Source organism: Candidatus Hydrogenedentota bacterium, from assembly GCA_019695095.1.
Lineage (GTDB): Bacteria > Hydrogenedentota > Hydrogenedentia > Hydrogenedentales > SLHB01 > JAIBAQ01.
Window position 1 is genome coordinate 1 of record JAIBAQ010000136.1, and the last position, 16,405, is coordinate 16,405.

Here is a 16,405-nt window from a genome sequence, read left to right on the forward strand (position 1 = left end):
AAGAGCGTGGACGCGCTGGTGCATGTGGTGCGGTCATTTGCGAATGACAACGTGATGCATCCATTGAGCACGGTCGATCCCGTGCGCGACGCGAAAAGCCTCGAAGAGGAACTGCAAATCACCGACCTCATCATCATCGAACGGCGCATGGAACGTCTCGAAAAGGAGAACAAGAAAGGCGCCGAGTATCAGCTACTTCAACGCTGTAAAGACCACCTCGAATCCGGCGCGTCGCTGCGGTCGCTCGATTTGTCCACGCTGGAGAAGCACGATCTTATGGGCTTCACCTTCCTCTCCATGAAACCGCTGATGCTGCTTGGCAATTACGGCGAAGAAGGCATCGGCAACGACAACCCTTCGGGTCTCCAGCAGTTCGGCAACGACAACGGCCTGACGGTTGTCGAGTTGTGCGGCGCGATGGAAATGGAAGTCGCGCAGTTGCCTCCCGACGAGCGCGGACCCTTCCGTGAAGAATTGGGCCTCGGCGAGGAATCGCGCGTGCGATTCCTGCATTCCGCCTACGACATGCTCGGCCTCATGAGTTTCCTCACCGCGGGCGAACCCGAGGTTCGCGCATGGACCATCACCAAGAACACGCGCGCGGTCGATGCCGCCGCCGTCATCCACTCCGACATCGCGCGGGGGTTCATCCGCGCGGAGATTGTCAATTACGACCATTTCGTCGCGGCAGGTTCCATGCCCAAGGCCAAAGAGGCGGGTCACGTCCGGCTGGAAGGCAAAGAGTACATCATGCAGGACGGGGACATCGTGTTGTTCCGGTTTAACGTGTGACCTGATCATTCTCCAGCGTGTCCGTAGCGTGCCACGCGCAAGACGTTGAGGTTATGTCGTGAAGCGCCGAACGTTTTTACAGACTGCGATTGGCGGGTTGTCCGCCGCGACGGCGGCGGTACGCGCGAATGCGGTGGCAAAAGCATCCCGACCCAATCTTGTGTACGTATTCGCGGACCAATGGCGCGCACAAGCCGCCGGGTATGCGGGTGACCCGAATGTGAAGACTCCCCATGTTGACCGTTTCGCGGGAGAGTGCATTAACGTGCGCAACGCGATTTCGGGTTGGCCGGTATGCTCGCCGTATCGAGGAAGCCTCATCACGGGGCAGTATCCGCTGACGCACGGCATCTTCATGAACGACGTGCCGCTGGGCGACACGGGCGTGTCGTTTGGCGAAGCGCTCCAAGGCGCAGGATATGCGACGGGCTACATCGGCAAGTGGCATCTCGACGGCCACGGGCGTTCCAACTTCATCCCGCGCGAACGCAGGCAAGGTTTTGATTTCTGGCGGGTCCTGGAATGCACGCACGACTACAACCACTCCGAGTATTTCGCCGACGACGAGACGAAACGCGTATGGGACGGCTACGACGCCATTGCGCAGACGAGCGAGGCCGAGGGGTATATCCGCGATAGGGCGAAGAACGGACCGTTCGCGCTGTTCCTGTCGTGGGGCCCGCCGCACAATCCCTACGAGACGGCTCCCGAGCAGTACCGCGCTATGTACTCTCCGGAGAAGCTTGTTCTACGCCCAAACGTGCCGCGCGAAGCGGAGCAATGGGCGCGCAAAGACTTGGCCGGTTATTACGCGCATTGCACGGCACTCGACGATTGCGTGGGAAGTCTGCTGAAGACGCTGGACGAATGTGGCGTCGCGGAAGACACCATCTTCGTCTTCACCTCCGATCACGGCGACATGCTGGGTTCGCAGGGAGAGATGCGCAAGCAACGCCCGTGGGACGAATCGATTCGTGTGCCGTTTCTCTTGCGCTATCCGCGCAAGTTCGGTCTGCGCGCGCGCTCGTGTGGGGCCATGCTGAATTCGCCCGACATCATGCCAACGATATTGAGCCTGTGCGATGTGCCGGCGCCGTCGAGCGTGGAAGGCCGCGACTTGTCGCGCGCGCTCACGCGACGGCGAGCCGAAGAAGACGATGCCGCGTTGCTGGCGTGTTATACGCCGTTCGGAGAATGGACCCGCGAAAAAGGCGGACGCGAATACCGCGGCGTCCGTACCCCGCGTTACACCTACGTCCGTGACCTGAACGGACCGTGGCTCCTTTACGACAACGAAAAGGACCCTTACCAGCAGCGCAATCTCTGTGAATCCGAACCGGAATTGCGCGCGCGTCTCGATACACTGCTCGCGAAGAAGCTTAAAGAAGCGGGAGACGAGTTCCTTCCGGGCGATGCCTACATCGCAAAATGGGGTTACAGGACGGACAAAACGGGGACGGTACCCTATAAACCTTGAAGTGGATTGCTGTGCCGGATTTCGAGTTGGCCCGAACGTCCCTTCAGACTGTCCGGCCGCCGTGCGCTTGAGTTGAGTCACCCTGCCTGCTTGATTCCCCGTCCCTGTTAGCCTAGGATTAGGCGTTCTTTGTGCGTTCACGCAATGTGGTACGCGCGAGAGCCGATGCCGGGTCCCGGGGGGCTCTATGTGCGCTTGCGCGCCATGTACCGGTCCGGTCGTGTGGCCATATAGGGGAATAAAGGACCTAGCCATGAATCCTACCGCGCGTATTCAGCTTTCCGTAATGATGTTCATTCAGTTTTTTGTGTGGGGTGTCTGGTTTGTGACGCTCGGCACGTACTTGGGAGGCCTGAAGTTTTCAGGAGCGGCCATTGGCAACGCCTACAGTACAACGAACTGGGCCGCCATTGTCTCGCCGTTTTTTGTGGGAATGATTGCCGATCGTTTCTTCTCCGCCGAGAAGGTGATGGGCATCCTCCACTTGGCCGGAGGTTTGGTTCTTTACTATCTGTCCAAAGTGACCGATCCCGGTGAATTCTTTTTTGTTGCGTTGGCATATGCGCTTTGCTACATGCCAACGCTGGCGCTCGTGAACGCCATATCGTTCCATCAGATGTCCGATCCCGCCAAGCAATTCCCGGGTGTGCGCGTGCTTGGTACCATCGGCTGGATCGTAGCCGGCTTTGTGGCGAGCTTCCTGGGTGAAGGCACCAACCGGCCAATAATCGCAGCGGCCGTAGCTTCCCTTATTCTCGGCATCTACTGCTTCACGCTGCCGAACACACCGCCCAAGTCGCACGGCAAGAAAGTCACGGTCAGCGATATTCTTGGATTGGATGCTCTGCGTCTGTTGAAAGACTGGTCGTTCAGCGTGTTCATTGTATGTTCGCTGCTGATCTGCATTCCGCTTGCTTTCTACTACAACTACACGAACATGTTCTTGAACGCGCACGAAGTGGCCAACGCCGCCGCGAAGCAGAGCATGGGGCAGATGTCCGAAGTGTTCTTTATGCTTGTCATGCCGTTTTTCTTTGCGCGGCTGGGCGTCAAGAAGATGCTCCTGGTCGGTATGATCGCATGGGCTGTCCGTTACTTCTTCTTTGCCTACGGCAACTCGGGCTCGCTCATCATGCTTTGGTACATTGGTATCCTCTTGCACGGCATCTGCTACGACTTCTTCTTTGTGACCGGTCAGCTCTACGTGGACAAAAAGGCGCCCGAAGACGTGCGAGCCAGTGCACAGGGTTTCATCGGCCTCGTGACTTACGGCGCGGGCATGGCCATCGGATCGACAGCCTCGGGACACATTGTCGATTACTTCAAGCTTTCGGAGGCAGTTGGCAAGGTTGAACACAATTGGACCAGCCTGTGGTTGGTGCCGGGCACGATGGCTATCGTAATCACTGTTCTTTTTGTGTTGTTCTTCCACGAAAACAACAAGGACAAGGCCTCCGCATAGCCGTTATACTTAGCTGAAACGCGATTCCCGCTGGCTGGTTTCGGCTGGCGGGAATCTTGTTTTTGCCCCCTTCCTCTGTGCGAGACTCTATGCCAGACGTGCAAGGCGCGGGGACATGTTCGTATGGACCGATCCGAAGCAGAATCACGGTTCACTGAGGCCAACGAGTGCTATCTTCAGGGGGAATACAGCCGCGCGCTGGACATTTTGCTTGATCTGGAGCGCGCGTTTCCCGACAACCACCGCATCATCAAGGCCAAAGCCCAAACCCTTTTCAAGATTGGGCGTCACCAGGAAGCGTTGCACCTTTGCGACCGGCTGCTCATCGAATTCGGCTACGAAAAGGCCCGCCTGTTTCGAGACCGGATTGCCTCGGAGATGGGTCACGAAGATACTCCGGCCAGACCGATCCCTGCGGGACCTCCCGCCTTGCCTACGAGCGATGATTCGCCTGCCGATGTGGAGGAAGGGGAAGAGGAACCTCAGCAACCGAAGCAAAGGCGTTTCCAAATCAAGCCGGTCCGCCTTGCCATACTCGTTTCGCTGATTATCGGAATGTACTTCGGTCGCGTTCCTTATTGGCTTGGGGGCGGCCTCATCGTCGCATACTTCCTCATCAAGCTCGCCATGCGCGCGGCGATTTATCGTCTATTCACCATCCCCTTCAAGTTGAAAGGCAAAGCCCTTGAGGACGCGACCGTCGAGTTGCACGGATTCGAATGGACGGAGAAGCCGGCGACGGTACCCGATGACGATGAAGATGAAGAGGCCAAGAAGCCACGCGCGCCGCTGCGGTACGCCTGGATCGAGGTGACCATCACGCCGCTCGTGCGGTCGCGCGGATTCACCCACTGGGAACCCGGCGAACTGATGCTCGCGTCCGCCAACGAGAAGTTCCGCGGGTTGGACGACCTCGACAAGTGTCACCGTATCCTCACCGTCAAGTTCATCACCGATGGGCAGGAGCAGGACGACGAAGGGTACAAGGTACACGGCCCGCAACGGCTCAAATTGCTGGCCGGGCTGCCTGAAGGGGAAACCGAATTCAAATTCGTGTATTACACGGAAGTATTCGGTACCATCTCTCTCCACGAGTAGCATTTGCGGTTACGCTGAGGGAGAGAGCAGTTCGGGATGATGCGAATCGGCGTCAATACCCTTTTCCTGATTCCCACCGAAGTGGGAGGGACGGAGATCTATGTCCGGAGTATTTTGCCCGCCATGCAGGCGGAAGCTCCCGACATCGAACTCGTCGTGTTCACCAACGAGGAGAATCACGAGTCGTTCTCCGAATACGAGCGCGTCCTAATTCCGGTGAAAGCCCGTTCCCGCGCGGCGCGCGTAATTGCAGAACAAGTGACACTGCCGCGTGCCGCGAAAAAGGCACGCATCGATGCGCTGTATTCTCCGGGATACACATGTCCGCTATGGAGTCTATGCCCTCAAGTCGTCACGATTCACGACACACAGATTCTTGACTATCCCGAGACCTTTCCGTGGTTGTCGCGCACCGTGCAGTACGTGCTCGTCGGACGCGGCGCCCGACGCGCCGGCGCTGTCACCACCGTTTCCGAGTTTTCCAAGGGGCGCATCGCGGACCGCTACGGCGTCCAACGCGACCGCATTTTTGTTGCGCATTCGTCGTTGTCGGGCCTCTTCTCCCATGCGCAACCCTGCACGGAAGAACGCCCCTTCCTCATCTATATTGCCGCAACCTATCCGCACAAGAATGCGACGCGGCTTGTCAACGCGTTTGCATCGATTGCGGACCGGATACCCCACCACTTGGTGCTGATTGGCCAGCCTCGCGCCGGGGAACCTCCCACGCATCCGCGCGTGAAACGCCTGCACCATATCCCGTATCTTGAACTGGTGGGCCTGGTGCAGGCTGCGGATCTGATGGTGTTCCCTTCGTTGTACGAGGGGTTCGGCAGACCCGTCGTCGAAGCCCAGGAAGCAGGAACGCGGGTAATTGCCGCGCGGGCGGGCAGCGTGCCCGAAATCGGCGGTGAAGGAGCCACGTACTTTGACGGTACAAGCGAAGACGCCATCGCGCAGGCGATCCTCGACGCATTGAACGAACCGCGCGAACAACGGGAACGATATCTCGCGATCGGTCGCGAGAACGCCAAGCGGTTTACGTGGCCGGCTTGCGCGCGCCAGACGATTGCCGCGATTCATTACGCGGTAGACAACACATGATCGGACAGGGCGGGGAAGGGGAGCAATTGAGCATGGAGGCCGCGGAATCGCGAGGGTTCAGGCGTTGGTTGAGTAGTCCATGGTTCGCTGCATTTCTCGTCATCCTCGCGATTGGCCTAACGAGTCCCTGCCTGACTACCGGCTTCGGGACCGACGACTACTTCTTTCTCGCGTCGTTCAAGGGGTTCCCGGGGCTCCCGGAGTACCGCCAGGATCCAATGAAGACGTTCGTCTTTTCCGACGGAAACCCGGAGCGCAATGCCGCCTTAATGGATCGAGGGGTCTCGCCCTGGTGGTCGGTCAACGAAGGAAAGCTGGCATTCTGGCGCCCACTGGCTTCGCGCTTGCATTGGCTGGACTACAAACTGTTTGGCGAAAACCCGGACCCGATGCACATCGAGAACATGCTGTGGTATGCGGCGCTGTGCGCATTGCTCTTCGTGATGTATCGAAGACTGATGACTCCAATCTGGGTCGCGGGCTTCGCGGCGCTTCTCTACACCATCGACAGCGACAACGGCATGAACGTCGGCTGGATTTCCAGCCGGAACACGCTCATGTCCGCGTGCCTTATCGTGGCGACAGTCTTTGCGCATCACCGCTGGCGCGGAGAGAAATCCTTGGCAGCGGGAGTGCTTGCGCCGGTGTCTCTTCTCATTGGCTTGCTATGCGGCGAGGCGGCAATGGGAGCGCTGGCATACCTGTTCGCATATGCGCTATTCATGGATCGGGCAAAGTGGCCGGCGCGATTTGCGGCATTGGTCCCATGCGGAACCGTGTTCGCCGTGTGGTTCCTTTCCTATCGAGCCATGGGATACGGAACCGTCGGTTCCTCGTGGTACCTCGATCCCGGTCACGTGCCGCTCGCGTTTCTTAATCGCCTCCTGATTCACTTCCCTGCGCTGCTCACCAATCAGTTCATCGGCGAACCCAACACTGTGGCGCGGGTACTCGGTGGCGCGTCAGCGATCACGCAGGCACTGGGTCTCGTTGCGCTTGCGCTGATTTTCCTCGCGCTGTACCCACTGCTTCGGCGCTCACCCGTGGCGCGATTTGCTGGACTTGGTTCGCTGCTGTCCATGCTGCCTGTTTGCACCGTCGTGCCACAGCCTAGGCTCATGCTCATCCCCGGTTTTGGCGGAATGATTCTGATCGCCTTGTATATGCATGGCGTATTCTCGAAGGCCGCTTGGGTTCCGCGCAAAGCGCGTCCGATCATGTTGGTATTGGCCGGTGCGTGGGTGGTGCTACACGTGGTCATCCCCACGTACATGATGACGATCATGCCGCGTATGGTGGGAAGCTACACGCAGAAACTCGACCTGGCGTTTGACGATCTCCCGCGCTCAGAATCGGACCTCGATAAGACAGTCACCATCCTGCAAGCCCCCAACGATTTCACGAGTTGGTACTTTCACATCATGCGGTCCGCACGCGCGGAGATCATTCCCAAGCACACGCGCACGCTCGCAACGGGCGACAGAGGCATCACAGTCAGCAGACCCGACGCCCAAACACTCATTTTGCGCTCGGAAAAGGGTTTGGTTCGCAACAAGATCACAAGTATCTACCGCGGACCCGGCTATCCCATGCAGAAAGGTGACACCGTGACCCTTACGGGGATGACGGCCACCGTTCGCGAAGTCACTGCCGAAGGTTGGCCCATCGAAGCAGCGTTCCAATTCTCTGTGCCCTTGGAGGACGCTTCGCTGCAATGGTACTGCGCGGCTTCAATACCCCTTAAGCCGTATTCGTTCATCAAGAGCACGCGGTTTGTGCCGGTGGCCCCACCCTCAATCGGCGAAACAACTACTGTAGAAGATTTGGTGGCACGTTCCCCAAGGTACCAGGAACTTAAGACTGCATTCCCCGAAAAGGTGAAGTGAGTTGGATATTGGAGACACATCAGGAGGGCGAGTCTCGCGCATTACGCCTTGGGTGTACGCGGCTGCGCTGATTCTGTTGACGCTCGCGGCCTACTCCAAGGTCCATACGTTCGAATATGTGTTCTACGACGACGACGCATATGTCACTCAGAACGCCGTTGTCAAAGCGGGCCTGAGCTGGTACGGCGTAGCGTGGGCGTTCTCAAGCGGGCACGCGGCAAATTGGCATCCGCTGACCTGGTTGTCGCACATGGCCGATGTGATGTTGTTCGGGCTCAATCCCGCCGGTCCGCACCTTGTCAATCTGGGCTTTCACATTCTCAATACCCTATTGCTCTTCCACCTGCTGCGACGAATGACTAATTCGGATGGACGCAGCGCCTTCGTCGCGGCATTGTTCGCACTCCATCCGCTCCACGTGGAGTCTGTCGCCTGGATCTCGGAGCGCAAAGACGTGCTCAGCACGTGTTTCTGGTTTCTGACAATGCTTGCATACGTGTATTTCACGGAACGCCGAACCGTGATCCGTTACGCCATTATGCTGCTTCTATTCATTGCGGGACTTCTTTCCAAGCCTATGGTCGTTACTTTGCCGTTCACATTGTTGCTCCTCGATTTTTGGCCCTTGGGGCGTATCCGCAATGTCGGATTGGTCAAGTTGATTGTCGAGAAGCTGCCGCTCATCGTGTTGAGCGCATTGTCGTCCATTGTGACGATTATCGTGCAGCAGCAAGGCGGCGCAATGAATGCCTCGTCGTCGATGACTCTATACGACCGCGTCTCGAATGCGGTTGTGTCGTATTGTCTGTACCTTCAGAAGACAGTCTGGCCGTTCAATCTCTCGGCAATCTACCCGCGCTCTCTGGATGCCATTCCCGCCACATACTTTTCGATGGCTCTCATCGTTCTCCTGTTCATCAGTCTCGTGGTCCTTCTCGCGGCACGGCGCGCACCGTATGCGGTCGTGGGTTGGCTATGGTACCTGGGAACGCTCGTTCCCGTGATCGGGTTTGTCCCCATCGGCTATCAGGCAATCTCGGACCGCTACACATACGTGCCGCTGATCGGCATCTTCATGGCGATAGCGTGGGGATCGTGTGCGGCGTTTGGCGTCACTCCACGTTCGCAGTCCATTCTTTCGCGCGTTGGCGCCTTGCTTATCGGTATTCTAGCGGTCCTCACGTATTTCCAAGCGGAAACATGGCGCACGAGCGAAACCTTGTTTCGAAACGCAATACGCGCCGTCCCGAACAATGCGCCCGCGCACATCCATCTCGCGGTGACGTATTTGAATCAGGGCAAGCCGCAGGAAGCCTTGCTGGAATTGAAAGAAGCGCAACGAATCTGGCCGGAATCGCCGGAGGTGTATGCAAACTTGGGGGCGGCGTACCGAATGATGGGATTGTTGGATCAGGCCATCGCCCAATACGAAGAGTCTATCCGGTTAGATCCCACGCAGTCAGTGCCTTACTCCAATCTCGGAGTTGTCCACATTTTCAAGGGCAATACGGACAAGGCATCTGCTAATCTAGAAAAGGCCGTGGAGTTGGACCCCACCGACGTGCACGCGCACTACATGCTTGCGGTTGTTCGGGCCATGCAAGGCCGGACGGCGGAATCGCGCAGGCTATTGGAGACTGCACTTCGATTGGAACCTGACAATGCGACCATTCGGAAGGCGCTCGACGCTCTCCGTCGAGGTGAATTGCTTCCGATCAAAGATTCAGAATAGACCGCTGAGCCTGAGAGGATATTGCGCGGAGCGTGATTGTTTGTGATCGTGCCGATGCGGCCAACTATGAGGGGGGATGTATGACTCGCGGGATCGATCGTTTGTGGCTACTGGGTTTCATTGCGGTATTGCTGACCGTAGCCGTCATGCCGGCGTGGTGCGATCCAGCCGAGAAGTATCTTGGCGATCTGCTTGACGACGCCGTGGTCTCGGTACAGATGGGGTGGGGTGGTCTCGGAGTCGACACGGCCGTGCGGCCGCTCGACGGGCGGGCCGCATCGCCGTTGCGCATCAAAGATACGACCTACGATAAGGGGCTTGGCCATCACGCGCCCGGCGAGATTGTCGTCGATCTCAACGGCGAATACGACACGTTCATTGCCGATGTCGGCATCCAGTTTCAGCAGAATAGCGCGGGGTCCGTCACGTTTCAGGTCTTTGTCGACGGCCAGAAGCAATTCGACAGCGGAGTGATGAAGGAACAGGACGAGGCCAAGCACGTCGAAGTGCCCTGCTCTGGCGCCTACGAATTGCGCCTTGTCACGACCGACGCGGGCGACGGCATCACGTGCGATTGCGCCAATTGGGCCAATGCCCGCCTTGTGCCATCTGCAACGAAGGCAGACGCCAAAATCAAGGAACCCATCGATATCGCTCCTTTTGCGCGCGTCATCGCTTGTGACCCGCACCGCACCGAAGGAACAAGCGCCAAGCGTACCGAAGAATTTCCCGCCGACGATCTCAAGCTGGAGTCCCCAATCAGCGCGGTCAACGGTACGTACACCGCCGCGGTCTTTGGAGATCTCGCATGCATCGGTTTGCAGTGGGCCGAGCCACGCGTTATCCGAGAGATTGGCGTTGAGTGGGGCGCCGCGCCGAGTCCCGTCGATGCCGCCAAGATCCGCGCGGAATACTGGTCAGGCGAATCTCCCTGGCAGGGCGCATGGAAACCCCTGCAAGGCACGGCTGTCGTCGAAGGGTCCGCAGTCAGCCTGAAGATTCGGCAGAAAGACAATCCCGACTATCCAGTAAACGGAATCGACAAGATCCGGTGGATCGTTCCGGCGGCGCTTGCCTCCAACCCAATCACCAAATTAAACGCGTACTCTCGCGGTCATTGGACTACCGCGTCGATTCGACTCGAATACGACGGTCCTTCCGCTACGCATCCCGCGAGTGTCGAAGCATACAACGGTTGGCTCGTCAATGCGGAAGGTCAACCCGCTGCCAAGTCGGAATGGAGCCCCGGTTCGCCTGTCGTGTTGACCGTTCGCTATTCAAACGCTTTCGGACTGAAGACGAATCGCACGGTGCTGCGAGTACGCGGACCTCGCGGCGATACCGGCATCGCCGTCGCCGACGTTTTGGAGCGCGGCCCTGTCTTTGTTCGCGACCTGGGGCTTTTCGCTATCAAGGCTGAAGATGCGACTACTCTCTCGAAATACGCTGCGCGCGTGGCCGCCAACAAGACCGTCCTGGAGCGTGTCCGCACCATGCCAGACCAGACGTTGGAGCAAGCGCTGGCCGTTACGCACAATCCCATTCAGAATTTAGGGCCGATGCTCATCTCGCTGGCGTGCGACAATCGAAAGGTCGTGATCGAGCGCGAAGGCGTGATTCAGTATCAGCCGCGCGGCGCATCGCCTGACAAAAACAGCGCCCTGGTTCCGTCACATCACATCGGATTCCAGTTCGGCGCAAAGCCGGACAAGGCACGCGACCGTAGACTCGTTGGCAGTTGGCTGCCCGCCCCGATGTCTACATTTGCCGATGGAGACGTTCTCTACCATCAGACAACGTGTGTTATCCCCGGCGGCGAATCCGTCGCCTCCGCACCCAATTGGATTTTCACGAAACCGCTGTGCGTGTCGCGCATCGAAATCGAAAACACCGGCTCGGCGGCCGCTTCCGCGCAACTGTCGTTTGGCGGACGCGCGGGCAAGACTCCTCACGCGGTCAATGCCGTGCCGGAAGGCGCCATCGCGGCAATCGACGGAGCCACCTACTTCTTCGCCGACTTCCGCGGCGCGGCCCCGTTGACCTCCACCGTTAGTAGCGATTCCGTGTCGTTGACGGGATCGTTAAACGCAGGACAGAAGGCTACCGTCACCGTGACGATTCCCCTGTGGGACCTGCCCGCCGACGCGTATCTCCAAGCATCTGCTCCCGGCGATTGCTTCGAACCGTTGCGCGCGTACTGGGCCAAGGTCCTGGAGGGATCCATCGAAATCGCCACCCCCGACCTTCTGATGAACGACATACTCCGCGCGGCAAGAGTCCATTGCCTTATGGCTGCGCGCAGTGAAGAAGACGGAAAGCGCGTCGCCGCATGGATAGCCTCCGACCGCTACGGTCCGCTCGAAAGCGAGGCCCATTCCGTCATTCTTGGCATGGACCTCATGGGACACGATGCATTCGCGCAGCGTTCGCTCGACTACTTCATCGCCCGATACAACAATGCCGGTTTCTTGACCACGGGCTACACCGTTGTTGGTACCGGCCAGCATCTGTGGACGCTCGCCCGCCACGCATGGCTCAGTGGCGATACAGAGTGGATTCGGAGCGTCGCGAATGAGGTGGCACGCGTTGACAAGTGGATCGTCGCGCAGCGCGCGAAGACTCGTGCCTTGGGCGGCAATACAAACGAAAACCCGGAATTCGGTTTCGTTCCTCCGGGTGTCGGCGCAGACTGGAATCGATACGGTTATCGATACTCGTTGCAGGCGCAATACTACGCGGGACTGCACGACACGGCGGAAGTACTGGCGTCGGTCAGTCATCCCGACGCGCAGACGCTGCTCGACGATGCGACGGCGTTTCGCGATGACATCACGCGCGCCTACCGATGGAATCAGGCTCGAACGCCTGCCGTCAGCCTTTCCACCGGCGTGTACGTGCCCGGATACAGCGGCATGCTCTACGCCTTCGGACCGACCGGCGACGTGTTCCCCGGTGAAGACGGCAATCGGAGCTGGTGCTACGACATCGAGCTAGGCTCGCACCATTTGGTCCCGCTCGGTGTGTTTCCCGCCGATGGTCCCGATGCCGATTGGATCATGGATCACATGGAAGATGTGATGTTTCTCGAATCGGGCATGGGCGACTACCCGCGCGAAAAGAACCACTCCGACTGGTTCAACTACGGAGGGTTTGCAAAGGTGCAGCCCTACTATGCGCGAAACGCAGAGATATGCGCGCTGCGCGACGACGTAAAACCGTTCATCCGTTCGTACTTCAATGCGCTCGCCGCGCAGTTGAGTCTTGAGAACTTGTCGCACTGGGAGCATTTCCACAACATCGCCGCATGGAACAAGACACACGAAACGGGATGGTTCCTCGTACAGTCGCGTACCATGTTTGTCGCCGAGCGCGGCGATGAGTTGTGGCTTGCGCCCTTCATCACCGACCGTTGGCTCGAAGACGGCAAGACCGTTTCGGTTCGCAATGCGCCGACACAATTCGGACCGGTCAGCTATCGAATCGAATCGCACGTCAGGAAAGGCTACATCGATTTCGAGATTGATCCTCCGTCACGCAAAGCACCGTCGCAAATTGCGATTCGACTGCGCCATCCCGACGGGAAATCGATGAGCAGGATTAAGACAGACTCCAAGACCAGCGCGACGATTGATCCGGACACTGAGACGGTGCGCATCACGAAATGGGGCGCGCCGACAAAGATGCGGGTGTACTTCTAGTCGAGGGATATACGCGATAGCGCAACGCACTCTGTCTTCAGCCACTGGTTGTCATCCTGAGCCACACAGCACAACGCCAAATGCGCGTTGTGCTGTGTGGAAAAGAAACGCGACAAAATGAGAGCCATGTTGCCTGGAAGCCGAACTGTCATCCCGAGTCCGCCCACGGCGGACGAGGGATCTGGCTTAAGAACGACTCTTTCTGATGCCAGATGCTTGGTCCGCCGGAGGCGGACTCCTAAGAAACGGACCCTACAAATTGCTTTCGCCCTTACAGGGCTCACGTTGGGTGGGGGCTGGAACCTGGGGTTTCGATTCGCGTCGGTGACGCGAATCTCACCCCAGGCTGGAGTCTGCCGTGCCTGCGGCACTCAAGAGAAAAGGCCGTCCGCTTGGCTTCTGCTTCTATCACTGAAACCCGCGCTCGCGCGGTCCCCCGCTTAGAATGACAGGCGGCTTGGCGCGCCGCTATACTACTTCCATGTGAAGTCTCGACCCGGCTGCGCACTCTGTTACCCGTTGTCCACGACCCTGATCCATCGACGCATGCGCGGCTATGACGGAGGTAAACATGGAACGTCTCAAGAAGGTCGCTGTGTTGGAGAACGAGATTCAGGCCCAAGTCTTAGACTCGATGCTCACCGATCGCGAAATCCCGCACATCATTCGCAGCTATCACGATACTGCCCTCGACGGCATCTTCCAGATGGCGTCGGGATGGGGACATGTGGAAGCGCCGCCCGAATTTCGAGACACAGTCCTGGCCGTGCTCGACGAAATCGCCGATCAGGCCGGGCAGGAAACGGATCTGGACTCGGAAACCCTTTTCTCTGAGGACTCCTCAAATGAAGATTAGACTCACCATCGCGGTTCTGCTTCTGGCAATGACTTTCCTGACGTCGTGCGCCACCGCGCCCGCGCCAGGAGCTTCACTTCGAGTGGGAGCGTCATCGGGCGTAATCACACCGCCAACAGGCACGCTGCTTGCCGGCTACGATCTCAATCGCCGCTCCACAGGGGTGCACGACGACCTCTTTGCAAAAGCCGTAGTCTTTGATGACGGAAAGACACCTGTCGCGTTGGTTACGCTCGACTGCATTGGCCTGATGTATCCCGATGTTCAAGCCTTGCGCCAGGAAGCGTCGTCGCGCTGCACAGCTCTCGCCATTCCGCCCGAACGGATCATCGTGTCCTCGATTCACACGCATTGCGGCCCCGATACCATCGGCATATGGGGACCCAGCGAGGGAGAGACCGGCCGCGACGAAACGTACATTAAGTCGCTGATCGCGACGGCTGCCGAACAAGTTGCCCGCGCCGCGAAAAGCCGTGTACCTGCGCATCTCGTGCGCGCAGAGGCCCCCACGCCGGAGTGGGTGGTGAATGACTCGGAACCTGGCGATACCGAGAAGACGTTTCCGATTCTTCAATGCTTGGACGCCTCGGGCGCTTCCATTGTTACGCTCACCAATCTCGCTTGTCATCCGACGGTGCTGGACGGTGACACGACGGATGTATCCGCGGACTGGGTAGGTGCTTTCTACGCGAAGATGGCCTCCCAACTTTCCGGTGAGCACGTATTCGTCCAAGGCGCGATAGGCGGCTGGATACAACCCGTCACGCCGGAGCGAACCTTTGCCTTGGCACAACGGTATGGAGAAGATGCCGCCTCGCGCACACTTGCAGCACTCAAGAACGCGGCGAAGCTACAAGGGGGCCCCATCCGCTTCGCGTCGCTCCCCATTGATATGCCGATAGAGAACCCGGTCTATGAACAAATGGCGGCAGCCAAGTTGACACCAAGACTCATGGACAAGACCACAAAAACAGAAGTGGCCTGGTTCGCGCTTGGCGACGCCGAATTCGCGACACATCCCGGCGAAAGCGCTCCCTGTTTCGCACGGGCGTCGCGTGATTTGATGCGCGGAGAATCGAAGTTCATCATCGGCCTGGGCCTGGACGAGTTGGGCTATATCTGCAAAACCGATTATTTCGACCAGCCGGATAAGTACCCCAGCGGAAAGTACTTGGTGAGCATGTCGCCAGGGCGGTCTGCGGGCGAAATCCTTCAAAGAGCCCTGGAGCAACTGATTCCCCAGGAAAAATCGAAAAAACATCTTGCGTACTTAGCTTACTAGGTGTACGCTAAAGAGTGGGAATGTACCCGAAACAGAGGGGGCTAGTCATGGTCAAAACCAAAGTCTCCGCAGCATCACGCGCGGCCAAGTTGGCCGGAAAGGTCGTCGACCTTGAGAAGAAGGCCTTCGACCGTACCGCAAAGGTGGTCGGCAAGTACCAGCAGCGCACCGACAAGCTGATCCAGGACTTGGCCGATCACGCAAAGTGGTTGCCCAAAGAGGGCAAAGAGGTCGTCGCCGAGTGGATTAAGACGGCCAAAAGGAGTCGTGCGGACATTCGCCGGACGGTCGACGTCAGCTTCGACCAGATGGGTGAATTCTGCAAGCGCATGGAGGCAAGCGCCAGCCGGCCTGCGAAAGAGGCCAAGAAGCCGGCTCCGCCCCATAAGCGCAAGCCCGTTAAGAGGGCTGTCGCGATTACGTCGTAGAGATACGGCCATCGCTACGTGTTGAACGTCCGCCTGACCGGCGAGGAGAGGGGGACGTTTTTTGATCTGCCGTTCGTGTAGTTCGCATAATCCGGACGCGCCGGTCGATCACCGACGCGCGCCAAGCTAGCAAGGCAAGCGACTCTACCTGGAGGCATCTCGATGGGGACAATGGCGTTAATCAAGCGAACCTATCCCTGGACTGACACCGTCGATGGCCGCTCGATTACGTTTCGGCTCATGACGCCGGAGGACCGCGATCTGGTTTTGGCATTTGCGCGATCGCTCACCGAGGACGATCTCATCTTCTTGCGCGTGGATATCACCAAACCCGAAGTCGTCGATGAGTGGGTCCACCACATCAACACGGGCCGCACGATTACCATACTCGCGGAAGACGAAGACGGCATCGCCGGATACGGAAGTCTTCACCACAACGAGAACGCGTGGACCCGCCACCTTGGCCAGATCCGCATCCTTGTGAAAGGCGAGCGCCGCAAAGCAGGACTCGGCCGCCGGCTGGCGAACGAAGTCTTTCATCTCGCAAAAGAACTCAAGCTCGAACGCATCTTCGTGCAAATGGCCGCCGA

11 protein-coding genes and 1 pseudogene are annotated in these 16,405 nt (G+C 58.4%); all 12 read left to right on the top strand.

The window, feature by feature from the left end; genetic code table 11:
• Positions 1-792, top strand: a 792-nt coding sequence (locus K1Y02_18740; GenBank protein MBX7258408.1) for a DUF933 domain-containing protein, incomplete at its 5' end; no start/stop codon positions are given.
• A gap of 88 nt (positions 793-880) precedes the next feature.
• Positions 881-2,269, top strand: coding sequence for a sulfatase (locus tag K1Y02_18745; protein ID MBX7258409.1), 1,389 nt, complete (start codon positions 881-883; stop codon positions 2,267-2,269).
• 253 nt (positions 2,270-2,522) lie between these two features.
• Positions 2,523-3,731, top strand: coding sequence for a nucleoside permease (locus tag K1Y02_18750; protein ID MBX7258410.1), 1,209 nt, complete (start codon positions 2,523-2,525; stop codon positions 3,729-3,731).
• 123 nt (positions 3,732-3,854) lie between these two features.
• Complete coding sequence (locus K1Y02_18755; protein MBX7258411.1) at positions 3,855-4,829, top strand: CDC27 family protein; 975 nt, start codon at positions 3,855-3,857, stop codon at positions 4,827-4,829.
• A gap of 36 nt (positions 4,830-4,865) precedes the next feature.
• Positions 4,866-5,933, top strand: a complete 1,068-nt coding sequence (locus tag K1Y02_18760) for a glycosyltransferase family 4 protein (protein ID MBX7258412.1) — start codon at positions 4,866-4,868, stop codon at positions 5,931-5,933.
• A 32-nt stretch (positions 5,934-5,965) separates the two neighbouring features.
• The gene (locus K1Y02_18765) at positions 5,966-7,819 is read left to right on the top strand and encodes a hypothetical protein (protein ID MBX7258413.1); all 1,854 of its coding nucleotides are present in this window, start codon (positions 5,966-5,968) and stop codon (positions 7,817-7,819) included.
• A 1-nt stretch (position 7,820) separates the two neighbouring features.
• On the top strand, positions 7,821-9,551 hold the full coding sequence (locus K1Y02_18770) for a tetratricopeptide repeat protein (GenBank protein ID MBX7258414.1): 1,731 nt from the start codon (positions 7,821-7,823) through the stop codon (positions 9,549-9,551).
• An 80-nt stretch (positions 9,552-9,631) separates the two neighbouring features.
• Complete coding sequence (locus K1Y02_18775; protein MBX7258415.1) at positions 9,632-13,249, top strand: NPCBM/NEW2 domain-containing protein; 3,618 nt, start codon at positions 9,632-9,634, stop codon at positions 13,247-13,249.
• Between the two features lie 571 nt (positions 13,250-13,820).
• Positions 13,821-14,030 (top strand): annotated as a pseudogene (locus K1Y02_18780) (hypothetical protein).
• A gap of 64 nt (positions 14,031-14,094) precedes the next feature.
• Positions 14,095-15,387 (top strand): alkaline ceramidase, encoded by a 1,293-nt coding sequence (locus K1Y02_18785; protein MBX7258416.1) that lies wholly within the window; start codon positions 14,095-14,097, stop codon positions 15,385-15,387.
• Positions 15,388-15,434: 47 nt separating this feature from the next.
• A complete protein-coding gene (locus K1Y02_18790) occupies positions 15,435-15,815 on the top strand; it encodes a hypothetical protein (protein MBX7258417.1) in 381 nt (126 codons plus the stop codon).
• Between the two features lie 162 nt (positions 15,816-15,977).
• Positions 15,978-16,405 (top strand): GNAT family N-acetyltransferase (locus tag K1Y02_18795; GenBank protein MBX7258418.1); only part of this gene is annotated, 428 nt, incomplete at its 3' end.